We start from the raw sequence: 26,135 nt of genomic DNA, 5'->3' as shown, positions 1-26,135 counted from the left end.
GTTCAAACGTGTTCAACAAAGGCATCCGCATACACCTGGCCTCTCGGCACCCCAGCAATGAACAGGCGCCGGGCGAAACGCTCGACACTCGCGGGCGCCCCGCATACGAGTGCCACCGTCTGTCGTGACACCATCCGCAACCCCGCCAGCGCTTCCTCCATCTGCTCCGCCAGCACCAGCTCGACGGTCACACCTACCCGGCCGTGCAACGCTTCAGCCAGGTAATGCCCGGCACTGTCCCGCGCTACATGCAGCACCCGAATCTCGCCGCGATGCCCCTGCCGCACAGCCTCACGCAAGATGCCCCACAATGGCGCAAGCCCGGTACCCGCCGCCAACATCCAGAGCGGCCGCTCCTGCCAGTCCGGGTCGTAGTGCAACGCCCCGCCCCTGAGCTCGCCCAGGCGCAGCTCATCACCAACCCGCAAGCCCCGAGCGCTGTCACAAAACGCCCCTGGCCGCCGGCAGTCGATATGAAACTCGAGAAAATCATCCTCACCCGGCAGGCTTGCCAACGAATATGGCCGCGCGACCGCACCGTTCCACAGCACCAGATGCTGGCCGGCCTGGTAGCGCAGCGCCCGCTCGGGCCGCAGGCGCAAGCGCAACACATCGCCAAACCAGTCCAGTGCACATACCGTCGCGGGCATGCCTTCGAGCAGCGGGTCGAACACCGCCACGCGCAGGTCATCCACCACCCGGCACTGGCACGCCAGGCGCCAGCCCTGTGCGTGCTTGTCCAGCGCCAAGGCCTCGGGCAAGGCATCCGCCGGTTGCCCGTCCAGGCAATGCACCAGGCAGGCGTGGCAACTGCCTGCGCGGCAGCTGTAGGGCACATTCAAGCCCGCCGCGTTCAAGGCATCGAGCAGGTTGCTGCCGGTGGGCACCGTCCAGCGGCGCTCGCCCACACAGAGTTCAGGCATGGTCATCATTCTCCGGGTACACATCGTCACTCTAAGGCAAGCCGCTATTGGCAGCAAAAAGGATGCCCGCCACCCTGCCGACCATGGTCCAGACCACACGCAGGTGTTTCGCACGGTGAGGCGCGCTATACTGCCGCGCCTTTTTACGTCGGCCTGACCTGCCGACGCCTTGCCAGGCGTTTCGACACACAGGTGTGCAGTGTCGAAGGGCCTTTACGAATGTTCCCGTCTTTAAGAGGAGCGCGCTGCATGACCGTGATCAAGCAAGACGACCTGATTCAGAGCGTTGCCGACGCCCTGCAATTCATCTCGTACTACCACCCCGTCGATTTCATCCAGGCGATGCACGAGGCCTACCTGCGTGAAGAGTCGCCTGCCGCGCGCGACTCCATCGCCCAGATCCTGATCAACTCGCGCATGTGCGCCACCGGCCACCGCCCGATCTGCCAGGACACCGGTATCGTTACTGTGTTCGTGCGCGTCGGTATGGACGTGCGCTGGGACGGCGCCACCCTGAGCGTCGACGACATGATCAACGAAGGTGTGCGTCGCGCCTACAACCTGCCTGAGAACGTCCTGCGCGCCTCGATCCTGGCCGACCCGGCCGGTGCCCGCAAGAACACCAAGGACAACACCCCGGCCGTCATCCACTACTCGATCGTCCCTGGCGACAAGGTCGAAGTCGATGTCGCAGCCAAAGGCGGCGGCTCGGAAAACAAGTCGAAGATGGCCATGCTCAACCCGTCCGACTCGATCGTCGACTGGGTGCTGAAGACCGTTCCGACCATGGGCGCTGGCTGGTGCCCACCTGGCATGCTCGGCATCGGCATCGGCGGTACCGCCGAAAAAGCTGCGGTCATGGCCAAGGAAGTGTTGATGGAGTCCATCGACATCCATGAGCTGAAAGCCCGCGGCCCGCAAAACCGCATCGAAGAGATCCGCCTGGAGCTGTTCGAGAAGGTCAACCAGCTGGGCATCGGTGCCCAGGGCCTGGGCGGCCTGACCACTGTGCTCGACGTCAAGATCATGGACTACCCGACCCACGCGGCCTCGCTGCCGGTGTGCATGATCCCGAACTGCGCCGCCACCCGTCACGCGCACTTCGTGCTCGATGGCTCCGGCCCAGCCGAGCTGGAAGCGCCGTCGCTGGACGCCTACCCGGAAATCGTCTGGGAAGCCGGCCCAAGCGCCCGCCGCGTCAACCTCGACGACATCACCCCGGAAGAAGTCGCCAGCTGGAAGCCAGGCGAGACCATCCTGCTCAACGGCAAGATGCTCACCGGCCGCGACGCTGCGCACAAGCGCATGGTCGAGATGCTCAACCGTGGCGAAGAACTGCCAGTGGACCTCAAAGGCCGCTTCATCTACTACGTCGGCCCAGTCGACCCGGTCGGTGACGAAGTGGTTGGCCCAGCCGGCCCGACCACCGCTACCCGCATGGACAAGTTCACCCGCCAGATCCTCGAGCAAACTGGCCTGCTGGGCATGATCGGCAAGTCCGAGCGTGGCCCGACCGCCATCGAAGCGATCAAGGACAACAAGGCCGTGTACCTGATGGCCGTTGGCGGCGCCGCTTACCTGGTAGCCCAGGCGATCCGCAAGTCGAAGGTCCTGGCCTTCGCCGAGCTGGGTATGGAAGCGATCTACGAGTTCGACGTGAAAGACATGCCAGTCACCGTCGCGGTGGACAGCAACGGTGAGTCGGTGCACATCACCGGCCCTGCGCTGTGGCAGAGCAAGATTGCCGAAAGCCTGGCTGTTGAAGTGAAGTAATTCACCTCTGGCCTGATCGAAAACGCCCGGCATCCGCCGGGCGTTTTCATTTACAGCATCCGCCCGAACTGCTCTGGCCAGTCGCGCCGGGTAAACACCTGCCCCTCCTGCCTCACCCGCCGTACGGCCTCAAGGTCCATCTCACACATCAGCCACTGGCTGCCGGCCGGGTTGAGCTGATCACTCAGCGCCACCACGCCATCCGCGGGCATCCCATGGTCCGGCGGTACGAACAACCCCGCACGCCCAATGTTCTCATCCAGCGCTGGCGACCACGGCGCCAGCCCTACCGTCGGGCTCTGCAGCACGGCAATCTGGTTTTCCAGCGCCCTTGCCTGGGCGCCGATACGCACCCGGTTGTAACCGGCCTCAGTGTCGGTGCAACTGGGGGCCAGAATCAGGTCGGCGCCTGCTTCGGCCAAGTGCCGGGCCAGCATCGGAAACTCATTGTCGTAGCAGATCAGAATGCCCAGCTTGCCAAGCTTGGTCTCGAATACCTTCAGCCCCTCGCCCGGCGCGATATCCCATTGCTCGCGCTCGAAACGGGTCATGATCAGTTTGTCCTGATAACCCAGCACACCGTCGGGGCCAAACAGCCAGGCGCGGTTGCGATAGCGGCCATCGCCGTCCTGCACCGGCAGGCTGCCAGGTTGCAGATAGATACCCCAGCGCCGGGCGATGCGCTCACACAAGGCCTTCCAGGGTTCGATCAACGGCTGGATACCGGCGATGGAACCCTTCAGATCACCCCGCTGCTCCTCGCGTAGCAGCCCGCTGAGCACCAGGCCCGCGTACTCCGGCAACAGCAGCAACTGGGCGCCGTCTTGCACGGCTTCGGCGCACAAGCGCTGCAGATGGTCGACGTAAGCATCCCAGGCCTTGTGCAGCTCGATGGCGTACTGGCAGGCCGCCAGACGGATCATATCGGCAGTTCCTTGAGCCAGAACGACATGATCTTTTCGGATGTTTCCTGCTCATCCAGGTCGCGCCAGCCATAGGTGGTGCGCAAAGAGGGGTCGTGCAGAAAGCCTCGATTGCGCCAAAACCCTTGCAAGGGCTTGTAATCGGCCGGCCGCCGGGGGTGCACGCCTGGGCGCTCGACGGCACAGAAGGCGCAATAGTCGAATTCGGCAAGCTTGTGGGCATAGGACTCGCGTTCGATAAAGAAGCGCACGCCCAGGCCTTGGCCCCGGTACTCCGGCAACACGACCGATTCACCGAAGTAGTACACGCTGGCAGGGTCACGCCCTTGGGCCAGGAACGGTTGCTGGAACTCGGCGGCAACGTCCACCAGCGGCAGGCCGGTGGCGGCACCCACCACCCGGCCGGCGTCCAGCGCCAGCACCACCAGGCTGCGCCCAGAGCGGGCGTAAGTAGACAGGTAGTCGGCCTCATACTCCGGCGTGCCGTCGTAAAGGTAGGGAAACTCGCGGAACACGGTCAGGCGCAGGCGAGCGAGGTCATCGATGTAAGGCGCGATAGCGGCGCCGTGCAACAGGCGTATTTCCATGCTTGGCGGTCGTTTTGTCGATGTGGATGACGCGCTCGGCTAAGCCGGGCTTGAGGGGAAACCCTATCATCCGAACCCACGCTCCGCCTTTTCCCTACACGACAGGTATTGTTCCATGACCGCTACCGAACTGGTAAATGCATACTACGCAGCCTTCAATGCCGGTGACATGCCAGGCTTTCTCGCCCTGCTCAGCGAAGACGTGATCCACGACATCAACCAGGGCGAGCGGCAGATGGGCAAGGCCAGGTTTGCCGCGTTCATGGACAAGATGAACCGCTGCTACCGTGAGCGCCTGGCCGATATCGTGGTGATGCAGAATGCCGACGGCAGCCGGGCAGCGGCGGAGTTCACGGTGCATGGCGAATACCTCGCCGATGACGAAGGGCTACCTGCGGCCAATGGGCAGACGTATGTGCTGTCAGCGGGGGCGTTCTTCTATATTCACTGCGGCAAGATTGCCCGGGTGACCAACTACTACAACCTCAATGACTGGGTTGAGCAGGTCGGCTAAAACTGTTCGAGCTGTGCTTCCTGTACGGGCCCTTTCGCGGGCAAGCCCGCTCCCACAGGTGCTCTACTGAACTGAAGGGCAGCAGCTACCCTGCGGGAGCGGGCTTGCCCGCGAATGGGCCGGTTCAGGAAATGCGAGTCCCCAGCACCTTCAAAAATGCCGCCAGCCAGGCCGGGTGCGCAGGCCATGCCGGCGCAGTCACCAGGTTGCCATCTACGTGCGCCTGGTCCACCGCGATATCGATGAACGTGCCGCCCGCCAAGCGCACCTCGGGTGCACACGCCGGGTAGGCACTGCACTCGCGCCCTTCCAACACGCCAGCCGCTGCCAACAACTGAGCCCCATGGCACACTGCGGCAATCGGCTTGCCCGCATCGTTGAACGCCCTGACCAGGTCCAGCACTTTGTCATCCAAGCGCAGGTATTCAGGGGCACGGCCACCGGGGATCAGCAGGGCGTCATAGCTTTCGGCACGCACGCGCACAAAGTCGTAGTTCAGGGCAAAATTATGCCCCGGTTTCTCGCTGTAAGTCTGTTCACCCTCGAAGTCATGGATGGCAGTGCGCACGGTCTGGCCCGCGAGCTTCTCGGGGCACACGGCATGTACCGTATGGCCCACCATGCTCAGGGCCTGGAACGGCACCATCGCCTCGTAATCTTCGACGTAATCACCCACCAGCATGAGAATCTTCTTCGCCGTCATCACATCCATTCCTTCCATTGCCTGTGAACAGTCACTGCACGATAGTCGCTCTTAGTCACGGCGGTCGAGTACGTTGACCACCAACCGGTCGAGCCACCCCCACACCCGCTGTTTCACCCGTCGCCACAGTGGCCGGGCATGCCAGTGAGCGAGGTCGACTTCTTCGCTCAAGGCGAAATCACGCTCGAAACTGGCCACCACGGCAGCGGTCAGCGGCGGGTCAAGGGCCTCGATGTTGGCCTCAAGGTTGAAGCGCAGGTTCCAGTGGTCAAAGTTGCACGAGCCGACGCTGACCCAGTCGTCCACCACGGCCATTTTCAGGTGCAGGAAACACGGCTGGTACTCGAATATCTTCACCCCGGCGCGCAACAGACGTGGGTAATAGCGATGCCCGGCATAGCGCACCGACGGGTGGTCGGTACGCGGCCCGGTCAGCAACAGGCGCACGTCCAGGCCCTTGCTGGCTGCGCGGCGCAACGAGCGGCGCACGCTCCAGGTCGGCAGAAAATACGGCGTGGCCAGCCATACCCGCTGCTTGCCGCTGTTCAGCGCACGCACCAGCGCATGCAGGATGTCCTGATGCTGACGGGCGTCGGCATAGGCTACCCGGCCCATGCCCTGCCCTTGTGCCGGCACCTTGGGCAGGCGTGGCAGGCCAAAGCCTTCAGCCGGCCGCCAGGCGGTGCGGCGGTTGTTGGCGTGCCATTGGCGGTCGAACAGCAGTTGCCAGTCGGTGACCACAGGGCCTTCTATTTGCACCATCACCTCATGCCATTCGCTGGTAGCGGTGCCCGGCGTCCAGAATTCATCGGTGACACCCGTGCCGCCCACCGCCGCCCAGCGCTCGTCCACCAGCAGCAGCTTGCGGTGATCGCGGTAGAGGTTACGCAGGCCACGCTTCCAGCGCAGGCGGTTGTACCAGCGCAGGTACACGCCGGCCTCAAGCAGCCGCTGGCGCAAGGCGCTGTTGAAGGCCAGCGAACCATAGTCATCGAACAGGCAGCGCACCCGCACACCGCGCCGGGCAGCGTGTGCCAGCGCGTCGACCACCGCATCGGCGCACGCGCCCGCTTCGACCAGATACAGTTCGAGGTCGACCTGGAACTCGGCACGCGTGATCGCCTGGAGCATGCGTGGAAAGAACTCGGGGCCGTCGATCAGCAGTTCGAACTGGTTGCCATCCCGCCAGGGGAAGACCGGCCCCGGCATGTCAGCGGGCGGTAAAGATCAGCACCGCATTAACCGGTACCGATGGGTTGATGGACTTGAGCCCAGCGAACTTGCGCAAGCTCTCCAGCCCCGGCACCAGGCCAAAATCCTCGGCGCGCAGTACCAAGGGCTCCAGGGTCACCACCTGAAAGCGCCGCTCGTCCAGCCGTGTGGCCAGCAGCAAGGCATTGTAGCTGTGGGACTGGCCATGCAGCGTTACCGTCAGTGGCAGGCGCAGCTCGATCTGCGCACCGTTGGCCAGGTCGTTGATCGGCCGCAGGTCCAGCTGTGCCTTCACCGTGGCCTCGGCGAACTGCTCGACCTCGAACAGGCCGTCACGCATGCGCTCGTCGCGCAGCGGGATACCACTGCTGACCGAATCCATTTCGATACGCAGGCCAGCCGCACCCTTGCGGTCTACCGTGCCATGCAGCACCAGAAAGCGATGAACTTCGGCCGTATCACCGTTTTTGCCGGTAATGAACGACAGGCGTGATGACTCGCCATCGAGGTGCCAGTTGGCGTGGGCAGGAAGGCATAGGGCCAGCAATAATGCGGGCAGGAGACGGGGCAACTTGAACATGACAGATCTCGTGAAACAAGACCGCAACCTTACCCGCCCGCCATCATGGCAGCAAGCGGCAGCCCTCGCGCACGCCCTGCCAGGCAGCCTGGTTACGCCGGCCCAGGCCTTCGGCGGTAACGCGCCGTTGCTCGCTGCTTTCTTCAAGCAGGCTCAGCGGCAGCCACTGTTTCACGTAGGCGTTGCAGTAGGCCGGGTCGAACCCCATGACGAAGCGGCACGAGCAATACTCCTTGGCCGAATAGGCCGAGAGAATGCTCGGGAAATCCGCCAGCGCCTGGCGCGCCTGCCACGCGCTCCAGCCCAGCGACACGGCAAGCAGCGCCACAAGCACCCGCAGCGCCCGCCTCATGCGCCCTCCCCGGCCAGCGCCGCCAGCACACGCTTGAGCAGTTGGTCATGCTGGTAGGTGCCGTCGCGGTCATCGGCATAGCGGACAATCACCAGTTTTTGCCTAGGCAACACGTACAGCGCCTGGCCCCAATGGCCCAGCGCGGCGTAGGTGTCCGCGGGGGCATCCGGCCAGGCCTGCGCATCGTTGAGCCACCAGTGGCCACCCGGGTTGGCTTCGCCCGGCACTGGCTCGGCCTGTGCAAAGGGTGTGCGATTGAAGGCCACCCAGGTTGCAGGCAGCAGTTGCCGATCACCCCAGCGCCCCTCGCGCTGCATCAACAGGCCAATGCGCGCCAGGTCCCGGGCAGTGAGGTAGAGGTACGAAGAGCCGACATAGGTACCAGCAGCATCGCGCTCCCACACCGCGCTGTGGATGCCCAGCGGCGTGAACAGCGCCTGCCAGGGGTAGTCGGGGTACTGCCCGGCATCGAGCATGCCGCGTAACGCTGCAGCCAGCAGGTTGCTGTCACCGCTGGAATACAAAAAATGCTGCCCTGGTGTGCGGGCCGCTGGCCGCGCCGCTGTGTAGGCCGCCATGTCCCCACGGCCGCGGGTGTAGAGCATGGCCACCACGGAGGAGTTTAACGGGGCGTACTCGTAGTCTTCCTGCCAGCCCAGGCCGCTGGCCCAGTGCAGCAGGTCGGCCAGGCGCACGTCCGGGTGGGTTTGCATGGGTGGATAGAAGCGGGCGACCGGGTCCTGCAGTTGGAAGCGGCCCTCGCCTTGGGCAACACCCAGCACCGTGGCCAGCACGCTCTTGCTCACGGACCAGGTGAGGTGCGCGGTATGGGCGGTTGTGGGGTGGGTGTAGCGTTCATAGAGAATGCGGCCGTCGCGGATGATCAGCAGGGCGTTGGTGTGGATGCTGCGGTCAGCGGGGAAGGCGTAGGCGTCAACGGCTTGCCAGTCGAGTGGGGCAGTGTCGGTTTGCCAGTCGGGGGCTGGCCAGTGTTCGGCGCGGGCCGAGGACATGACAAGCCACAGCAGGGCCAGCAGAACCTTTTCCATCTTGAGCTCACATAATATGGGGCTGCGTTGCAGCCCCAACATTCAAATGTTCACCCAAGTCTGCCGGCCTTTCATGACAATCCTGCAGCCGCCCAGGCCTTGGCCAGGCGCTTCTCCCGCGCTGCTGCAGCCAGCGCCATCACCCCTTGATCACGCTGCCACAATTGCGCCCACTGCTTGGGCCCAGCTAGCAACGCCTCATCAATATCAGCGCGCAGCGCCTGAAACTGCGCAAACAACCCCGCCAGCAACAAATGGCAACCCACACTGTCCGCACACTGACGGCTGCCTTCCGCACACCCGGCCAACACGCTCAGCAGGCGCAAGCGCAACGCCTGCGGCCACGCACACTCCTGGCCGACGCCATACAGCCAGGCCGTCAAACCAGTAAGTACGTACAAGTCTTCGAGCGAACGAAACGGTTTGACGTAGGCATCCCAACCATCTCCGGCCAGCAATTCGCACGCCGCCTGCTCCAGGTGCAACCGGCCATGGCCGACTTCGGGCATCAGCGGCAAGGTCGGCAACGCCTCCAACGTCACCCCCGGTTCGCCCGGGTACACCACCGCCAGGTTCAAGCGTGGTGCCTCGCCTGCCGCTTCACTGCGCGCCGCCACCAGCAACCATTCCGCCTCAAGCCCGGCGGTGACGAAATCCTTGCTGCCGGTCAGGCGCAACCCGTCGACACGCGTACGCATGTCCGCCGGTCGCACGCTGCGCCGCTCGGTGGCGCACAGGGCGCCGAGGCTGGCCGGCGCGCTGGGCCAGAGCACGCGCAAGGCGGCTTGGTAACCGACGAGAAAGGCCAGGCCCGGCGTGGCCATCGAGCGCCCGCCGAGCACCGCCAGTTCGAACGGGGCGACCTGGCCCAGGCGCTCAAGCAGCGCGGCGTAGGTTTCGCCCAGGGTGCCGGCCACAGGTTGGCGCAGCGGGTCGTTGAGTCGTTGTAGCCAGGCCATCGGACGCAGCTCCTTGCGGGGGTTGAGGGCGGGTGTCACGCAAGCATCACCAAAGATTCACAGGGGTGACACCCCGTCTACCTAGGCTGACTTTGCACAACAAAGCCGACCGGCCGCAACCCTTCATGGCTGGCTTATGGAGACTCGTAATGACTCGGATCGCTCACACCGGCGACAACAGCACTGAACGCCGTCTGCAAGCTGAACGCCTGGTCGGCGCCACGGCCCTGCAGGAAGCCCAGGCCTTGCGCTACAAAGTGTTCAGCGCAGAATTCAAGGCCAAGCTCAAGGGTGCCGAACACGGTCTGGACATGGATGACTATGACCCGCACTGCCGCCACATCGGCGTGCGCGACCTGAGCACCGGCGAACTGGTCGCCACCACCCGGCTGCTCGACCACCAGGCTGCCAGCAGCCTTGGCCGTTTCTACAGCGAAGAAGAGTTCAGCCTGCACGGCCTGTTGCAGTTGCAAGGGCCGATTCTTGAACTGGGCCGCACCTGCGTGGCCGCCGAATACCGCAACGGCGGCACCATCGCCGTGCTCTGGGGCGAGTTGGCCGAAGTGCTCAACGAAGGGCGCTACAGCTACCTGATGGGGTGCGCCAGCATCCCCATGCAGGACGGTGGCGTGCAGGCCCATGCGGTCATGCAGCGCCTGCGCGAACGCTACCTGTGCAACGAGCACCTGCGCGCCGAGCCTAAAAACCCGCTGCCGAAGCTGGCCCTGCCAAACAATGTCATCGCCGAAATGCCACCGCTGCTCAAGGCCTACATGCGCCTGGGTGCGAAGATTTGCGGCGAACCCTGCTGGGATGAGGACTTCCAGGTCGCCGACGTGTTCATCCTGCTCAAGCGCGACGACCTCTGCCCACGCTACGCCCGCCACTTCAAGGCGGCGGTCTGATGCCGAAGCTGCGGGTACTCGCCCGCCTGACACGGCTGATGCTGGTGCTGCTGCTCGGTCTGCTGATGGCCAGCGTGATCGCCCTTGGCGAACGCGTTGGCTTGACGGCTTCGATCGAGCGCCGGCAACGCTGGAGCTGCTGGTTCATGAAACGCCTGGTCGCAGCCTTGCCCTTCGAGGTCAGGGTGTTAGGCAAGCTGCCCAAACAGCCGATGCTGTGGGTCAGCAACCACGTCTCCTGGGCCGACATCCCGCTGCTCGGCATGCTGCTTCCGCTGTCGTTCCTGTCCAAAGCCGAGGTGCGCCACTGGCCTGTGGCCGGGTGGCTGGCAGAAAAGGCCGGCACGCTGTTCATCCGGCGCGGCGGTGGCGACAGCCAACGGCTGCGGGAGCAGATCAGCGCGCAACTGAGCGACGCCCGGCCGCTGTTGATCTTCCCCGAAGGCACCACCACCGATGGGCGCCACGTGCGCACGTTCCACGGTCGTTTGCTGGCAGGTGCCATCGACCAGGCGGTGCCGGTGCAGCCGGTGGCCATCCAGTATCTGCGCAATGGCGAGGCTGACCCGATTGCGCCGTTCATTGGCGATGATGATTTGGTGTCGCACCTGATGCGGCTGTTTGCCCAGCCGCGTGGCGAGGTGTGCATTCATCTGCTGCAGCCGATTGCCAGTGTTGGCAAGGAGCGTGCGGTGCTGGCATTGCAGGCGCAACAGGCCATTCATGGGGCGCTGTTTGGGGTTGAAGAGGCAACAGTGGTGCCACGGCGGCAGGCTCGCGCTGCCTGAGCTTTGGTTCTGCCTGCTCTGGCCTCTTCGCGGGCAAGTCGGACCGCCGCACCGCCGCTCCCACAGGTACTGCACAGTGCTCAAAATCTGTGCGGTACCTGTGGGAGCGGCGGTGCGGCGGTCCGACTTGCCCGCGAAGAGGCCAGAGCAGGCAGCACAAGATTAACCAGACACCCGCTCGGCCGCCGCAAACGCCTGCAACTGCGGATAAAACTCGCGAAAGTCCGCCATCAGCGGCTCATACAACCGCTCCAACTCAGGCATCACGCCAGCCATCCCCTCCGGCCGCGACAACCGCCGCGCAATGCCGTTGAACACTTGCTCCAGCGTCGCAAAATCGCCATACGCCCCCAGCCAGTCATCGGCCGCCATGAACGGTGCAATGCGCGCCAGGCGCCCGGGCAACTCAGGCTCCGCCAGCAACACCCGATAGAAATCACAGGTGAACTGCGCCAACGGCTGCTGGGCATAGTCAGCCCAATGCCGCGCCAGGCAATGATCGAAAAACACATCCAGGACAATGCCGGCAAACCGCCGCCGCTGCACAGGGAACCGCTCCAGCGCGGCCAGCACCAGCGGATGACGGTCGGTGTAGCTGTCGATATGCCGGTGCAGCCGGATAGCGGCTTCCAGCGCCGGAGGAAAGCGCCCTTCCAGCGAGCCCTTGACGAAATCGCCATACAGGCTGCCGAGCAGTTGCTGCGGCGCGGGGCCGCCGAGGTGCAAGTGTGCGAGATAGTTCATGGCGTCAGTCTAGCACCGCCACCGCCTATATCGTCATAACGCGATATAGCGATTGGTGCTCAGCTCAGAACCTCTTCATATTTGTATATCGCGAAATACCGATTTACAGTCCCCCTATCGCAATCGACCGCTTCACCATGAGCCACACCCCATGCCCCTCGATCTAGACGACATAATAAAAGCCCTGGCCCACCCGGTCCGGCGAGAAATCCTCGACTGGCTGAAGGACCCGGCAACGCAGTTTCCTGACCAGCACCACAGCACCGAACACGGTGTCTGTGCCGGGCAGATCGACCAACGCTGCGGCCTGTCGCAGTCGACCGTTTCTGCTCACCTGGCCATCTTGCAGCGCGCCGGCCTGATCAGCAGCCAGAAGATCGGCCAATGGCACTTCTTCAAACGCAATGAGGAGACCATTCAGGCCTTCCTCGAACAGTTGAGCCAAGCGCTCTGAAAAGGAAACCGCATGACTACGCTCTTCGACCCGATCACGCTGGGCGACCTGCAACTGCCCAACCGCATCATCATGGCCCCGCTGACCCGCTGCCGCGCCGATGAAGGCCGGGTGCCCAACGCGCTGATGGCCGAGTACTACGTGCAACGCGCCAGCGCCGGGCTGATCCTCAGCGAGGCGACGTCGGTCACGGCGATGGGGGTCGGCTACCCAGACACCCCAGGCATCTGGAACGACGAACAGGTGCGTGGCTGGAACAATGTCACCAAGGCCGTGCATGGCGCCGGCGGGCGCATCTTCCTGCAACTGTGGCATGTGGGCCGCATTTCTCACCCCAGCTACCTGAACGGCGAACTGCCGGTGGCCCCCAGCGCGATCCAGCCCAAGGGCCATGTCAGCCTGGTGCGCCCGCTCAGCGACTACCCGACCCCGCGGGCGCTGGAAACCGAAGAGATCGTCGACATCGTCGAGGCCTACCGCAGCGGCGCCGAAAACGCCAAGGCCGCAGGTTTCGATGGTGTGGAAATCCACGGTGCCAATGGCTACCTGCTCGACCAGTTCCTGCAAAGCAGCACCAACCAGCGCACCGACCGTTACGGTGGCTCGCTGGAAAACCGCGCACGCTTGCTGCTGGAAGTCACTGACGCCGCCATTGAAGTGTGGGGGGCCAACCGCGTAGGCGTGCACCTGGCGCCGCGTGCCGATTCACACGACATGGGCGACGCTGACCGTGCCGAAACCTTCACCTACGTGGCACGCGAACTGGGCAAGCGCGGCATCGCCTTCATCTGCTCACGCGAGAAGGAAGCCGACGACAGCATCGGCACGCTGATCAAAGAGGCCTTTGGTGGCCCGTACATCGTCAACGAGCGCTTCAACAAGGCCACTGCCAATGCCGCGCTGGCCACTGGCAAGGCGGATGCCGTGGCGTTCGGTGTGCCGTTCATTGCCAACCCGGACCTGCCAGCGCGCCTGGCAGCGGATGCGCCCTTGAACCAGGCACACCCGGAAACCTTCTATAGCAAGGGGCCGGTGGGGTATATCGACTACCCACGGATGTGATCGGGTAGGCGCGGCCTTGTGCTTTAAGAGGCCGGTGCAGGCTTGCACGTAACGGTCATGCCTACACTGGCCTCTTTGCAGCACAAGGCTGCGCCTACAGGGCACGCGGGGTCTTCAGGGGCGCGCTTTGATCTGCTGCTGCAGGTTCTGGATCTGGCCCTGCAGCGTGTTGATGCTGCGGGTGGTCTGCCCGCGGAACGCATCGAACTCCTGCACCGAGGCACCGCCCGGCGCCGCCGCGGGGCGATTGTCGACCTGGCTCTTCAACACCAGCATGTCTTGCTCCAGGCTCTGGATCGCCGCACTCGGGTTACCCTGCTTTTTCAGCGCTGCCACTTCGTCGCTCAGGTTCTTGAGCTGCCCGTCGAGCTTGCCGCCATCGACCTGGCCTGACTTCAGCGCCGCCAGCTCGCCATTCACGGCCTTCAATTGCGCCTGCAACTGGGTCTGCAGTTCGTTCACGGCTTTCTGCTGTTCGCGGGTATCGGCCAGCACCTGCTCCAGGCGCTTGCCCAGGTCACCGGTCTGCCCCGCTACACCCTGCTGCTGCTTGCCCTGCTCGGCCAGGCTGGCCTGCAGTTGGCGGATCTGCAGCTTCAGCGCCTCACTGCCGGTGCTGGTCGTCGACTCGCTGGCATCGACCTTGCCGCTGATGGCCTGCAGGCGCCCCGCCGCTTCTTCGCTGATGCGCGCAAAGCTTTCCTGGGTGGCCACCAGTTGCTGCTCCATCAGCGAGATCTGCTGAAAGCTCCACCAGCCAAGCCCGGCCAAGGCAATGAACGAGGCCACCAGCAGCGCCCACAGCGGGCCTGTGCTGGCCGGCCTTGCGGCCTTCTGGCGGCTGCGCGAAACGTGCGCTGGCAACAGCTCGTCATCATCAGGGGTACCGGCACGCAGGGCTGGCACATCATCGAAATCGTCGTGGGCATCGTTGCGCATGGATTAATTCAACCGCGGTAGTAGCAAAGAGACATGAGTATAAGCCGCTCGTGCGGCGCACTGATGACCATCATCCCTGCGCCAGGTTCACTGGCCAAGTGGCTGATGCTTCCACCAACCGCAGAATTCATCCAGGGCCGTCCACAGGCTGACCTTGGGCTGGTAGTCCAGGTACTGCCGTGCGCGGCTGATGTCCAGGGTGAAATCGCGGCTCATCACCTGCATGCCCATGCGCGACAAGGTGGGCTGCGGCCGCCCCGGCCAGAGCATGCACGCCGCTTCGTTGAGCGCCGCCAGGCTGTAGGCCAGGCCGTAGGAGCGGTACCGGGTCACTTGCGGCAATTGCATCTGGCGCATCACGTAGTTGACCACATCCCACAGTGGCAACGGGTGGCCATTGCTGATGTTGTAGGCTTGGCCCAGGGCGCGGTCGTCGGCGAACAGGGCACTGAGCAACGCCTCGTTGAGGTTGTGCACGCTGGTGAAGTCGACCTTGTTCAGGCCGTTGCCGATGATCGCCACGCGGCCCTTGCGTTGCATCTGCATCAGCCGCGGGAAAATACTGGCATCCCCAGCCCCAGTGACGAAGCGCGGGCGCAGCGCCAGCACTTCCAGGCCGAACTCCTGGGCACCGAACACCTTCTGCTCGGCCAGGTGCTTGGTCAGCGCATAGTGATCGTGGAAGCGGCGCGGCACCTGGTCCTCACGGATGTCCAGGCGCGAACGGCCATTGAAGTAGATCGACGGCGACGACAGATGCACCAGGCGTCGCACATGCTCCTTCAGGCAACCCTCGACCACGTTTTCGGTGACCACCACGTTGCCCTGGTGAAAATCCTGGTAGCGCCCCCAGTTGCCCACCGCGCCTGCGCAGTGCACCACCGCTTCGACGCCCTGGCACAGGCGCCGGGCCAGCTCGGCATCGCCCAGGTCGCCGGGGATGAACTGCGCGCCGCGCTTGACCAGGTGCTCGACACCTTCGGCACGTCGGCCGCTGACCCGCACGTCCAGGCCCTGCTCCAGGGCAACGCGCGCAAAGCGCCCGCCGATGAAGCCGCTCGCGCCGGTGACCAGAATTCGCATGTAAGACTCCGCCTTGCCAGATTTCAGATGCAACTGACGCCGGCCGTGGCTACAAGGGCACCAGCCATTGCCGTGCCGTGTGCCGCAGGTGATCGGTCAGTTGCGCGAGCAGTTGCCCGCCATTGCGCCAATGATGCCAGTACAGCGGCACATCGATGGGAGTATCGGCGCATATTTCCACCAATTGCCCGCTGGACAGCTGCTCGCGCGCCTGCAATTCAGGCACCAGCCCCCAGCCCAACCCCGCCTCGGTCATGCGCAGGAACCCTTCGGACGAAGGGCACAAGTGGTGCAGGAAACCGTCCTCGATGCCCAGCGATGCCAGGTAGCGGTGTTGCAGGAAGTCGTCCGGGCCGTACACGATCGCGGGCGTGCGTGCCAAGCGCTTGACCTCGAACCCACGGGGGAAATGCCGCGCCATGAACACCGGGCTGGCCAGTGCACGGTAGCGCATCGCGCCCAGCGGCAGGCTGCGCGCGCCAGCCACTGGCCGCTCGCTGCCACACAGGCAGGCCGCCACTTCACCGGCACGCATGCGTTTAAGGCCAACTTCCTGGTCCTCCACCACCAGGTCGGTAAGCACGTTCTGTTCGGCACAGAACCGGCCGACCGCGCCCGCCCACCAAGTGGCCAGGCTGTCGGCGTTAAGGGCAATCCGCAAACGCTCCGGCATGCCCTCCTCGTCCAGCGCAGGCACCTGGCGTTGCAGGTCGCGCTCTAGCAGACGCACCTGCTGCACATGGTTGAGCAGCTGGCGCCCGACCTCGGTGGGGCTCGGTGGCGTGGCCCGCACCAACACCGGCTGGCCAACCCGTGCTTCGAGCAGCTTGATGCGCTGGGAAATGGCCGATTGCGACAGCCCCAGCACCTGCGCCGCACGCTCGAAGCCGCCTTGTTCGATCACCGCCGCAAGGGCGGCCAGCAGCTTGTAGTCGAACATCGATATTCCTAATGCCTGATCAGCTTTATTTGTTTTTCTTATACAGCGCCAATCACCACAATAGCCAGCATCGTTTATGGCTCATTTTCTGGAGTACACCGCCATGTGGCAAAGCTATTTGAACGGCATGCTGGTGGCCTTCGGCCTGATCATGGCCATCGGCGCGCAGAACGCCTTCGTCCTCGCGCAAAGCCTGCGCCGCGAGCACCACCTGCCGGTGGCGGCCCTGTGCATCGTCTGCGACGCCCTGCTGGTCGCTGCCGGGGTGTTCGGCCTGGCCACGGTACTGGCGCACAACCCGACGCTGCTGGCCATCGCCCGTTGGGGCGGCGCGGTGTTCCTGCTCTGGTACGGCGCCAAGGCGCTGCGCAGCGCCTGCTCCAAGCAGAGCCTGCAGCACCAGCAAGGCCAGGGCATGCGTTCGCGCCGCGCGGTGTTGCTCAGTGCGCTGGCGGTGACCCTGCTCAACCCCCATGTGTACCTCGACACCGTGCTGCTGATCGGCTCGCTCGGTGCCCAGCAGACAGTGCCCGGGGCCTATGTGGCGGGGGCGGCCAGTGCTTCGCTGCTGTGGTTCTCGACCTTGGCGATCGGTGCGGCCTGGCTGGCACCGTGGCTGGCGCGGCCAGCGACCTGGCGGATGCTCGACCTGATGGTGGCGGTGATGATGTTCGCGGTGGCGGCGCAGCTGATTTTTAGCTGAATGCGCAAGTGCTTGGCACGGCAGTTTCAGCGCCTGGGAGATCGAGCGCCGCTCGCGCGGCGCTTCGCAGCACAAGGCTGCTCCTACATTTTTTCGGGCCAATTATTCCTGGGGCAAACGCGCACAAATGCCACAGGCCTCACTGGACCGAAACAAATGTGGGAGCAGCCTTGTGCTGCGAAGCGCCGCGCGGGCGGCGCTCGATCTCACAGGCGATACAAACGCCGCGGCAAACACCACTGGTCGGCACCGGCCAACCGCTCTGGAACCTCTATTCCCTATCTTTGTTGCGTGGTTATGCGCCGGGCCCGGTGCTATGATCCAGCCCTCGCGTCGCAAAGAGTACAAACTCGCCGACGTTGATCGGGCCGCCCGTGATCGGCCTTGCGCAAACCGCAAATAGACCTGAATCAGGAGATCCACCATGGCTTTTGAATTGCCGCCGCTGCCGTACGCCCACGATGCCCTGCAGCCGCACATCTCCAAGGAAACCCTGGAGTATCACCACGACAAGCACCACAACACCTATGTCGTGAACCTGAACAACCTGGTCCCAGGCACCGAATTCGAAGGCAAGACCCTGGAAGAGATCGTCAAGACCTCTTCGGGCGGTATCTTCAACAACGCCGCTCAAGTCTGGAACCACACCTTCTACTGGAACTGCCTGGCACCTAACGCCGGTGGTCAACCGACCGGTGCCCTGGCCGAAGCCATCAACGCCGCTTTCGGTTCCTTCGACAAGTTCAAGGAAGAGTTCACCAAGACTTCCGTCGGCACCTTCGGCTCCGGCTGGGGCTGGCTGGTGAAGAAAGCTGACGGTTCCCTGGCCCTGGCCAGCACCATCGGCGCCGGCAACCCGCTGACCAATGGCGACACCCCGCTGCTGACCTGCGACGTCTGGGAACACGCCTACTACATCGACTACCGCAACGTGCGTCCGAAGTATGTCGAGGCGTTCTGGAACCTGGTCAACTGGGCTTTCGTTGCCGAACAGTTCGAAGGCAAGACCTTCAAGGCCTGATGCATATCCAGCCTTGAACGAAGAACCCGGCCTTGGTGCCGGGTTTTTTTATGGGCCTGTAACAGCCTCTTGCTCAGCACGGATTGCACGCTAACATCAAACCTCTGGAAACTTGATACAGCGCACTCAAGTTGCAGGGCCAGGCGACCGATATACTGCCCAGGACAACCCCGCTTCTCGCGCTGTGTCCGTGGCACACCGGCCGATAGTGTATTGGTTTCATTGATGGCAAAATGATGCCATGCGCATGGATTAAGGAAACCCCATTGAAGCTGGAATTGCGGAACAGCTTGTCGGTCAAGTTGCTCAGGGTCGTGCTGCTGTCGGCGCTCGCAGTGGGCGTCGTGCTCAGTTGTGCGCAAATCGTCTACGACACCTACAAGACCCGCCAGGCTGTCGACAACGATGCCCAGCGCATCCTCGACATGTTCCGTGACCCCTCTACCCAGGCGGTGTACAGCCTTGACCGGGAGATGGGCATGCAGGTGATGGAAGGCCTGTTCCAGGACGAATCGGTGCGCATGGCATCCATCGGCCACCCCAATGAAACCATGCTGGCCGAAAAGTCCCGCCCGCTGCAGGATATGTCCATGCGCTGGCTGACCGACCTGATCCTCGGCCAGGAACGCACCTACACCACCCAACTGGTCGGTCGCGGCCCCTACAGCGAATACTACGGCGACCTGAGCATCACCCTCGACACCTCGTCTTACGGCGAAGATTTTTTGATCAACGCCGTGATCATCTTCATCTCCGGCGTGCTGCGCGCCCTGGCCATGGGCCTGGTGTTGTACCTGGTCTACCACTGGCTGCTGACCAAGCCACTGTCGAAAATCATCGAGCACCTTACCCAGATCAACCCCGATCGCCCCAGCCAGCACCAGATCCCGCTGCTCAAGGGCCACGAGAAAAACGAACTGGGCCTGTGGGTGAACACAGCCAACCAGCTGCTCGCCTCCATCGAGCGCAATACCCACCTGCGCCACGAGGCCGAGAACAGCCTGCAACGCATGGCCCAGTACGACTTCCTCACCGGCCTGCCCAACCGCCAGCAGCTGCAGCAACAGCTGGACAAGATCCTTGTCGATGGCGGCCGCCTGCAGCATCGCGTCGCAGTGCTGTGCGTAGGCCTGGACGATTTCAAAGGCATCAACGAGCAGTTCAGCTACCAGGTCGGTGACCAGTTGCTGCTGGCCCTGGCCGACCGCCTGCGCGCCCACAGTGGCCGCCTGGGGGCGCTGGCGCGGTTGGGTGGCGACCAGTTCGCCCTGGTTCAGGCCAACATCGAGCAGCCGTATGAGGCTGCCGAGCTGGCCCAGAGCATCCTCGATGACCTGGAGGTGCCCTTCGACCTCGACCATCAGCAGATCCGCCTGCGTGCCACCATCGGCATCACCCTGTTCCCAGAAGACGGCGACAGCACCGAGAAGCTGCTGCAAAAAGCCGAACAGACCATGACCCTGGCCAAGGCCCGCTCACGCAACCGTTACCAGTTCTACATCGCCAGCGTCGACAGTGAGATGCGCCGCCGCCGCGAGCTGGAAAAAGACCTGCGCGAAGCCCTGCCGCGCAATCAGCTGTACCTGGTGTATCAGCCGCAGATCAGCTACCGCGACCACCGCGTGGTTGGCGTCGAGGCCCTGCTGCGCTGGCAACACCCGGAGCTGGGCATGGTCCCGCCCGACCAGTTCATCCCGTTGGCCGAGCAGAACGGCAACATCATCACCATCGGCGAATGGGTACTCGACCAGGCCTGCCGGCAGCTGCGCGAATGGCACGACCTGGGCTTCAGCGACCTGCGCATGGCGGTCAACCTGTCGACCGTGCAGTTGCACCACAGCGAACTGCCACGCGTGGTCAACAACCTGCTGCAGGCCTACCGCCTGCCGCCGCGCAGCCTGGAGCTGGAAGTGACCGAGACCGGCCTGATGGAAGACATCAGCACCGCCGCCCAGCACCTGCTCAGCCTGCGCCGCTCCGGGGCACTGATCGCCATTGACGACTTCGGTACCGGCTACTCGTCGCTCAGCTACCTGAAGTCGTTGCCGCTGGACAAGATCAAGATCGACAAGAGCTTCGTCCAGGACCTGCTCGACGACGATGACGACGCCACCATCGTGCGCGCCATCATCCAGCTGGGCAAAAGCCTGGGCATGCAGGTTATCGCTGAAGGCGTGGAAACCGCCGAGCAGGAGACCTACATCATCGCCCAGGGTTGCCACGAGGGTCAGGGCTACCACTACAGCAAGCCACTGTCGGCCCGCGAGCTGACCAGTTACCTCAAGCAGGCACAGCGCAATCAGGTGTCCATGCTGTAGCCCTGGCGCCCCCGGTTACAGGCCGTGACGGGCATTTACATGAATTGCGCGCTCGCCTCTTTACAGCAAATGCAAATCTTTCGCATGATGTTGCGGTTTCGCGTGCCACGGCGCACGGTCCAACCACACGACGCAGGGAAACCAACAATGATTCGAATGCCTCTGGCCTCCGCCAGTCTGCTGGCCATCGCCATCGCGCTCGCCGGATGTGGCGAAAAGGATGACAAGGCCGCTGCTCCGCAAGCGCAAGCGCCTGCTGCCGCCAGCACCACCGCCGCCGCGCCTGGGGCTGTCGATGAAGCGGCCGGCAAGGCCGTGGTCAAGCATTACGCCGACATGGTCTACGCCGTGTACAGCGACTCGCTGAGCACCGCCAAGGCCCTGCAGACGGCAGTCGACGCGTTCCTGGCCAAGCCCAACGACGAAACCCTGAAAGCCGCCAAGGACGCCTGGGCCGCCTCGCGCGTTCCTTACCTGCAGAGCGAAGCCTTCCGCTTTGGCAACACCATCATCGACGACTGGGAAGGCCAAGTTAACGCCTGGCCCCTGGACGAAGGCCTGATCGACTACGTCGACAAGAGCTACGAGCACGCCCTGGGCAACCCGGCGGCCAGCGCCAACATCATCGCCAACACCGAGATCCAGGTCGGCGAAGAGAAGGTCGACGTCAAGGACATCACCCCAGAGAAGCTGGCCAGCCTGAACGAGCTGGGCGGTTCCGAAGCCAACGTCGCCACCGGCTACCACGCCATCGAATTCCTGCTCTGGGGCCAGGACCTGAACGGCACCGGCCCAGGCGCTGGCAACCGCCCTGCCTCCGACTACCTGGAAGGCAACGGTGCCACTGGCGGCCACAACGACCGCCGTCGTGCCTACCTGAAGGCGGCCACCGACCTGCTGGTCAAGGACCTCGAAGAGATGGTCGGCAACTGGGCACCGAACGTTGCCGACAACTACCGCGCCACCCTGGAAGCCGAGCCGGTCAACGACGGCCTGCGCAAGATGCTGTTCGGCATGGGCAGCCTGTCGCTGGGCGAACTGGCGGGCGAGCGCATGAAGGTCTCGCTGGAAGCCAATTCGCCTGAAGACGAGCAAGACTGCTTCAGCGACAACACCCACTACTCGCACTACTACGACGCCAAGGGTATCCGTAACGTCTACCTGGGCGAGTACACCCGCCCGGATGGCACCAAGCTGACCGGCCCGAGCCTGTCGTCGCTGGTGGCCAAGGTCGACCCGGCTACCGACGCCACCCTGAAGGCCGACCTGGAAGCCACCGAAGCGAAGATCCAGGTGATCGTCGACCACGCCCTGAAAGGCGAGCACTACGACCAACTGATCGCTGCCGACAACGCCGCTGGCAACCAAGTCGTGCGTGACGCCATCGCCTCGCTGGTCAAGCAGACCGGCGCGATCGAACAGGCTGCTGGCAAGCTGGGCATTGCCAACCTGAACCCGGATACTGCGGATCACGAGTTCTGATTCGGCTGTAGCGGTTCTGATAAAGGCGACCTTTGGGTCGCCTTTTTTGCTTCTGGCCTCTTCGCGGGTAAACCCACTCCCACCAGGACGGCATGATTCCTGAGATCTGTGTGGGAGCGGGTTTACCCGCGAAGAGGCCAGCACAGGCAACAGATGTACCTGACACTGATTTCATCCAGCAATTGCAAATTGCTCTTATTCAAACATCCCCACTTTGCTAAGCTTGCACGCCGGTTTTTCGCTCACGCCCAGGATCCTTGATGTCCTCGTCGCTGTTCAGACTCTCTCCCCTGCTGCTGGCCTTTGCCCTCGCCGCCTGTGACGACGCCCCGCGTTTCACCCAGGCAGAGCCCGGCGAAGCGCTGTCGGGTGGCAAGGCGACGGTGCAGCGCAGCGATCGCAATGCCTATTCCCTGCCCTCGGCCAACCTTTCGCCCGAGCGGCGCCTGGACTTCGCCGTCGGCAACAGTTTTTTCCGCAACCCCTGGGTGATCGCCCCGTCCACCACCACCGCGCGTGATGGCCTCGGCCCGCTGTTCAACACCAATGCCTGCCAGAACTGCCACGTGCGCGATGGCCGCGGTCACCCACCCGAGCTCAATGACAGCAACGCGGTGTCGATGCTGGTGCGCCTGTCGATCCCCGACCAGCCTTACCTGGCCAAGGTGGTCGAGCGCCTGGGCGTGGTCCCCGAGCCCGTGTACGGCACCCAGTTGCAGGACATGGCTATCCCCGGCGTGGCGCCGGAGGGCAAGGTCCGCGTGACCTACGCCAACCAGGCCGTCACGTTCAAGGACGGCCACCAGGTCGAGTTGCGTCGTCCCAGCTTGCAGATCACCCAGCTGGGCTACGGGGCAATGCACCCTGACACCCGCTTCTCGGCCCGCGTTGCGCCGCCGATGATCGGCCTCGGCCTGCTCGAAGCCATCCCCGAAGCCGACATCCTGGCCAACGAAGACCCGGACGACCGCAACCGCGACGGCATCCGCGGCCGAGCCAACCGGGTTTGGGATGACGCCCAGGGCAAGACCGTGGTGGGCCGCTTCGGCTGGAAAGCCGGGCAACCCAACGTCAACCAGCAGAACGTCCATGCGTTTGCCGGCGACATGGGCCTGACCTCCACCCTGCAACCCAAGGACGACTGCACCGCAGCGCAAGTCGACTGCCTGGCCGCGCCCAATGGCGATGGCATGGGGGGCGAAAAGGAAGTCAGCGACAACATCCTGCGCCTGGTCACCTTCTATACCCGCAACCTGGGCGTGCCTGCCCGTCGTGACGTGGGTGCGCCGCAGGTGCTGGCAGGCAAGAACCTGTTCTTCCAGGCCGGTTGCCAGGGCTGTCACACCCCGCAGTTCACCACCGCCGCAAATGCGGCCGAACCTGAGCTGGCCGGCCAGGTGATCCGCCCCTACAGCGACCTGCTGTTGCATGACATGGGGCCGGGCCTGGCCGATGAACGCACCGAATTCGCGGCCAATGGCCAGGACTGGCGCACCCCGCCGCTGTGGGGCATCGGCCTGAGTGAAACGGTCAGTGGCCACAGCCAGTTCCTGCACGACGGCCGCGCCCGCAACCTGCTCGAAGCCGTGCTCTGGCACGGTGGCGAAGCCGAAGCGGCACGTAATTTCGTCCTCACCTTCAATGCCGAGCAGCGTGCCGCGCTGCTGGCTTTCCTGAACTCACTTTAAAACGCGCAAGGAGCCGGGCATGTTCCGACCCAAACTGTTGTTCACCAGCCTCGCCGCACTCGCCCTCGGTGCCTGCTCGCCGCAGGACCCGCAAGCCGTGACCTCCGCCGCCATCGCCAAGCAGGTGATCCTGCCGACCTACAGCCGCTGGGTCGAAGCCGATCGCCAGCTGGCCGTCAGCGCCCTGGCCTATTGCGAAGGCAAGGCGAACCTGGACACCGCCCGCGCCGACTTCCTCACTGCGCAAAAAGCCTGGGCCGAGCTGCAACCGTTGCTGGTCGGCCCGTTGGCCGAAGGCAACCGCGCCTGGCAGGTGCAGTTCTGGCCCGACAAGAAGAACCTGGTCGGCCGCCAGGTCGAGCAGTTGGTCAACGGTGACAAACCCGTCGACGCCGCTGCCCTGGGCAAGGCCAGCGTCGTGGTGCGCGGCCTGTCGGCTTACGAGTACATCCTCTTCGACAGCAAGCCAGACGTTGCCACGGCAGAGCAGAAAGCCCGCTACTGCCCACTGCTGGTGGCCATCGCCGAGCACCAGAAGGCCTTGGCCGAAGAGATCCTCAAGGGCTGGAACAGCACCGACGGCATGCTCTCGCAGATGACCAAGTTCCCCAACCAGCGCTACGCCGATTCCCACGAGGCCATCGCCGACCTGCTGCGCGCCCAGGTCACCGCCCTGGACACCCTGAAGAAGAAGCTTGGCGCCCCCATGGGCCGCCAGAGCAAGGGCATTGCCCAGCCGCTGCAGGCCGAGGCCTGGCGCAGCCACGCTTCGCTCAAAAGCCTGGAGGCCAGCCTCAAGGCCGCCCAGGCGGTCTGGGTCGGGGTCGACAACAAGGGCCTGCGTGGCCTGTTGGGCAGCGACCAGAAAGCCTTGGCAGACAAGATCGACGACGCCTACGCTACTGCGCTCAAACAGCTGGCCGACAATCAGAAAACCCTCGGCGAGTTGCTGGCCGACGACGCCGGCAAGCAGACCCTCAACCAGATCTACGACAGCCTCAACGTTGTCCACCGCCTGCACGAAGGCGAGCTGGCCAAGGCGTTGAACATCCAGCTGGGCTTCAATGCCAACGACGGTGACTGATCATGCTGCGACGCCAGGCCCTCAAACTCGGTAGCGTACTGCTCAGCGCCCTCACCCTGGGCGGCTGGAGCCTGTTCCGCAACAAAGGCAGCGAACCCCTGCTGCTCTCGGCGCGCGACGACGGCGATGGCAAGCATTACGCCGTCGGGTTCCGCCTGGACGGCACCCAGGTGTTCAGCACCCCGGTTGCCCAGCGTTGCCATGCCATCATCAACCACCCAACGCTGCCGATCGCCCTGTTCGTCGCCCGCCGCCCAGGTACCGAAAGCTACCTGGTCGACCTGCGCGATGGGCGGCTGCTGCAAACCGTGGTCTCGCAGCCCAACCGCCACTTCTACGGCCATGCGGTCATCCACAAGGGCGGGGAATGGCTGTACACCACCGAGAACGACACTACCGACCCGGGTCGCGGCGTGCTCGGTGTGTACCGTTTCGAAGGCGAACGCCTGGTGCACAGCGGCGAGCTGTCGACCCACGGCATCGGCCCGCATGAAGTGGCCTGGCTGCCGGACGGGGAAACCCTGGTGGTGGCCAACGGTGGCATCCGCACCGAGGCCGAAAGCCGCGTGGAGATGAACCTCGACGCCATGCAACCAAGCCTGGTCCTGATGCACCGCGACGGCACCCTGCTGAGCAAGGAAACCCTCGCCCAGCAGATGAACAGCGTGCGTCACCTGGCAATTGGCGACGACGGCACCATTGCCGCCTGCCAGCAATTCATGGGCGACGCCGACGAAACCGCCGAGCTGCTGGCGATCAAGCGCCCGGGCGAGCCGTTCAAGGCCTTTCCGGTGCCGGAGCGGCAGTTGCAGGCCATGGCCCAGTACACCGCCAGCGTGGCGATTCACAGCGACCTGCGGCTGGTGGCGCTGACGGCGCCGCGGGCCAACCGGTTGTTTGTCTGGGACCTGGACAGCGGCGCGGTGAAGCTGGATGCGCCGATGCCAGATTGCGCCGGGGTTGGCGCGGTGAAGGATGGCTTTGTCGTCACCTCCGGGCAGGGGCGTTGCCGGTTCTACGATTGCCGCAAGGCTGAGCTGATCGGGCAACCGATGGACCTGCCTTCCGGGTTCTGGGACAACCACCTGCACCTGGCCTGATTATCACCGGCCTTGTAGGAGCGGCCTTGCGTCGCGAAAGGGCTGCGTAGCGGCCCCAGCAATTTCTGCATTAACGCTGAGATCCTGGGGCCGCTACGCAGCCCTTTCGCGACGCAAGGCCGCTCCTACAGGGACCGCGTAAAATTAGCGGTTCAATTCCTTTCCCCCACTTACAAAAAACAGTCAATACTTCCCCCATCCACACGTGGGCAGGATCGCCCGTTGTCGTGTCAAAACGAATAACAACCA

26 protein-coding genes are annotated in these 26,135 nt (G+C 64.0%); 13 read left to right on the top strand and 13 right to left on the bottom strand.

Annotated elements, in window-relative coordinates:
- Positions 1-2: 2 nt before the first annotated feature.
- Positions 3-923: an iron-sulfur-binding ferredoxin reductase gene (locus AB7M33_RS13950; RefSeq protein WP_454242990.1), complete on the bottom strand. Its 921-nt coding sequence runs from the start codon at positions 921-923 to the stop codon at positions 3-5.
- A 249-nt stretch (positions 924-1,172) separates the two neighbouring features.
- Between AB7M33_RS13950 and AB7M33_RS13945 the strand changes: the two genes are divergently transcribed.
- The gene (locus AB7M33_RS13945) at positions 1,173-2,696 is read left to right on the top strand and encodes a fumarate hydratase (protein ID WP_027594070.1); all 1,524 of its coding nucleotides are present in this window, start codon (positions 1,173-1,175) and stop codon (positions 2,694-2,696) included.
- Positions 2,697-2,746: 50 nt separating this feature from the next.
- On the opposite strand, the gene AB7M33_RS13940 is transcribed toward AB7M33_RS13945, so the two are convergent.
- Both AB7M33_RS13940 and AB7M33_RS13935 read right to left on the bottom strand, forming a co-directional pair.
- Entirely contained in the window at positions 2,747-3,619 is an 873-nt protein-coding gene (locus tag AB7M33_RS13940; RefSeq protein WP_454242989.1) for a carbon-nitrogen hydrolase family protein, read from the bottom strand.
- Positions 3,616-4,206, bottom strand: coding sequence for a GNAT family N-acetyltransferase (locus AB7M33_RS13935; RefSeq protein WP_027594068.1), 591 nt, complete (start codon positions 4,204-4,206; stop codon positions 3,616-3,618). Before AB7M33_RS13935 ends, AB7M33_RS13940 begins: the two co-directional genes overlap by 4 nt.
- Before the next feature lie 115 nt (positions 4,207-4,321).
- Here AB7M33_RS13935 and AB7M33_RS13930 point away from each other — a divergent pair, with 115 nt between their 5' ends.
- Positions 4,322-4,720 carry a nuclear transport factor 2 family protein gene (locus tag AB7M33_RS13930; protein ID WP_027594067.1) on the top strand — a complete coding sequence of 133 codons (399 nt, stop codon included), beginning with the start codon at positions 4,322-4,324 and terminating at the stop codon, positions 4,718-4,720.
- Between the two features lie 124 nt (positions 4,721-4,844).
- On the opposite strand, the gene AB7M33_RS13925 is transcribed toward AB7M33_RS13930, so the two are convergent.
- From AB7M33_RS13925 to AB7M33_RS13900, 6 genes are all read right to left on the bottom strand, one after another.
- A complete protein-coding gene (locus AB7M33_RS13925; RefSeq protein WP_177408603.1) occupies positions 4,845-5,426 on the bottom strand; it encodes a DJ-1/PfpI family protein in 582 nt (193 codons plus the stop codon).
- A gap of 48 nt (positions 5,427-5,474) precedes the next feature.
- Positions 5,475-6,632 carry a phospholipase D-like domain-containing protein gene (locus AB7M33_RS13920; RefSeq protein ID WP_027594065.1) on the bottom strand — a complete coding sequence of 386 codons (1,158 nt, stop codon included), beginning with the start codon at positions 6,630-6,632 and terminating at the stop codon, positions 5,475-5,477.
- 1 nt (position 6,633) lies between these two features.
- Complete coding sequence (locus AB7M33_RS13915) at positions 6,634-7,215, bottom strand: YceI family protein (protein ID WP_099430342.1); 582 nt, start codon at positions 7,213-7,215, stop codon at positions 6,634-6,636.
- A gap of 43 nt (positions 7,216-7,258) precedes the next feature.
- Positions 7,259-7,567, bottom strand: coding sequence for an amidase (locus AB7M33_RS13910; RefSeq protein ID WP_265968453.1), 309 nt, complete (start codon positions 7,565-7,567; stop codon positions 7,259-7,261).
- Positions 7,564-8,616: a serine hydrolase domain-containing protein gene (locus AB7M33_RS13905; RefSeq protein WP_274888803.1), complete on the bottom strand. Its 1,053-nt coding sequence runs from the start codon at positions 8,614-8,616 to the stop codon at positions 7,564-7,566. Before AB7M33_RS13905 ends, AB7M33_RS13910 begins: the two co-directional genes overlap by 4 nt.
- A gap of 71 nt (positions 8,617-8,687) precedes the next feature.
- Positions 8,688-9,575, bottom strand: coding sequence for an acyl-CoA dehydrogenase (locus AB7M33_RS13900; RefSeq protein WP_454242988.1), 888 nt, complete (start codon positions 9,573-9,575; stop codon positions 8,688-8,690).
- 149 nt (positions 9,576-9,724) lie between these two features.
- Here AB7M33_RS13900 and olsB point away from each other — a divergent pair, with 149 nt between their 5' ends.
- Both olsB and AB7M33_RS13890 read left to right on the top strand, forming a co-directional pair.
- Positions 9,725-10,480: an L-ornithine N(alpha)-acyltransferase gene (olsB, locus tag AB7M33_RS13895; protein WP_027594060.1), complete on the top strand. Its 756-nt coding sequence runs from the start codon at positions 9,725-9,727 to the stop codon at positions 10,478-10,480.
- Positions 10,480-11,268: a lysophospholipid acyltransferase family protein gene (locus tag AB7M33_RS13890; protein WP_454242987.1), complete on the top strand. Its 789-nt coding sequence runs from the start codon at positions 10,480-10,482 to the stop codon at positions 11,266-11,268. The genes olsB and AB7M33_RS13890 overlap by 1 nt, the downstream gene beginning before the upstream one ends.
- Before the next feature lie 162 nt (positions 11,269-11,430).
- Here the strand turns inward: AB7M33_RS13890 and AB7M33_RS13885 are convergent, their stop codons facing one another.
- Positions 11,431-12,012 (bottom strand): acyl carrier protein phosphodiesterase, encoded by a 582-nt coding sequence (locus AB7M33_RS13885; protein WP_454242986.1) that lies wholly within the window; start codon positions 12,010-12,012, stop codon positions 11,431-11,433.
- Between the two features lie 151 nt (positions 12,013-12,163).
- Between AB7M33_RS13885 and AB7M33_RS13880 the strand changes: the two genes are divergently transcribed.
- Positions 12,164-12,466, top strand: a complete 303-nt coding sequence (locus AB7M33_RS13880) for an ArsR/SmtB family transcription factor (RefSeq protein ID WP_099430348.1) — start codon at positions 12,164-12,166, stop codon at positions 12,464-12,466.
- 12 nt (positions 12,467-12,478) lie between these two features.
- Complete coding sequence (locus AB7M33_RS13875; RefSeq protein ID WP_454242985.1) at positions 12,479-13,528, top strand: alkene reductase; 1,050 nt, start codon at positions 12,479-12,481, stop codon at positions 13,526-13,528.
- 114 nt (positions 13,529-13,642) lie between these two features.
- Here AB7M33_RS13875 and AB7M33_RS13870 read toward each other — a convergent pair whose 3' ends face one another.
- The 3 genes from AB7M33_RS13870 to AB7M33_RS13860 all read right to left on the bottom strand — a co-directional run bounded on the left by AB7M33_RS13870 (position 13,643) and on the right by AB7M33_RS13860 (position 16,496).
- Positions 13,643-14,467, bottom strand: a complete 825-nt coding sequence (locus tag AB7M33_RS13870; RefSeq protein WP_454242984.1) for an ATPase — start codon at positions 14,465-14,467, stop codon at positions 13,643-13,645.
- 87 nt (positions 14,468-14,554) lie between these two features.
- On the bottom strand, positions 14,555-15,550 hold the full coding sequence (locus AB7M33_RS13865; RefSeq protein WP_085273625.1) for an NAD-dependent epimerase/dehydratase family protein: 996 nt from the start codon (positions 15,548-15,550) through the stop codon (positions 14,555-14,557).
- A gap of 49 nt (positions 15,551-15,599) precedes the next feature.
- A complete protein-coding gene (locus AB7M33_RS13860) occupies positions 15,600-16,496 on the bottom strand; it encodes a LysR family transcriptional regulator ArgP (RefSeq protein ID WP_172960427.1) in 897 nt (298 codons plus the stop codon).
- Between the two features lie 97 nt (positions 16,497-16,593).
- On the opposite strand from AB7M33_RS13860, the gene AB7M33_RS13855 reads away from it, so the two are divergent.
- From AB7M33_RS13855 to AB7M33_RS13825, 7 genes are all read left to right on the top strand, one after another.
- Positions 16,594-17,193 carry a LysE/ArgO family amino acid transporter gene (locus tag AB7M33_RS13855; protein ID WP_027594052.1) on the top strand — a complete coding sequence of 200 codons (600 nt, stop codon included), beginning with the start codon at positions 16,594-16,596 and terminating at the stop codon, positions 17,191-17,193.
- 424 nt (positions 17,194-17,617) lie between these two features.
- Positions 17,618-18,214 (top strand): superoxide dismutase, encoded by a 597-nt coding sequence (locus tag AB7M33_RS13850; RefSeq protein WP_027594051.1) that lies wholly within the window; start codon positions 17,618-17,620, stop codon positions 18,212-18,214.
- Positions 18,215-18,480: 266 nt separating this feature from the next.
- Positions 18,481-20,532 carry a putative bifunctional diguanylate cyclase/phosphodiesterase gene (locus AB7M33_RS13845; protein ID WP_027594050.1) on the top strand — a complete coding sequence of 684 codons (2,052 nt, stop codon included), beginning with the start codon at positions 18,481-18,483 and terminating at the stop codon, positions 20,530-20,532.
- A 147-nt stretch (positions 20,533-20,679) separates the two neighbouring features.
- A complete protein-coding gene (locus AB7M33_RS13840) occupies positions 20,680-22,014 on the top strand; it encodes an imelysin family protein (RefSeq protein ID WP_454242983.1) in 1,335 nt (444 codons plus the stop codon).
- A 260-nt stretch (positions 22,015-22,274) separates the two neighbouring features.
- Complete coding sequence (locus tag AB7M33_RS13835; RefSeq protein WP_099430351.1) at positions 22,275-23,702, top strand: di-heme oxidoreductase family protein; 1,428 nt, start codon at positions 22,275-22,277, stop codon at positions 23,700-23,702.
- Positions 23,703-23,721: 19 nt separating this feature from the next.
- Positions 23,722-24,786 carry an imelysin family protein gene (locus AB7M33_RS13830; protein ID WP_099430352.1) on the top strand — a complete coding sequence of 355 codons (1,065 nt, stop codon included), beginning with the start codon at positions 23,722-23,724 and terminating at the stop codon, positions 24,784-24,786.
- A 2-nt stretch (positions 24,787-24,788) separates the two neighbouring features.
- On the top strand, positions 24,789-25,886 hold the full coding sequence (locus tag AB7M33_RS13825) for a DUF1513 domain-containing protein (RefSeq protein ID WP_454242982.1): 1,098 nt from the start codon (positions 24,789-24,791) through the stop codon (positions 25,884-25,886).
- The last annotated feature ends 249 nt before the right edge of the window (positions 25,887-26,135 follow it).

The sequence above is a fragment of the Pseudomonas sp. Y3 TE3536 genome, from assembly GCF_053629175.1.
The sequence above is the reverse complement of the archived record's forward strand: the minus strand, read 5'-3'. Positions and strand labels throughout refer to the sequence as shown.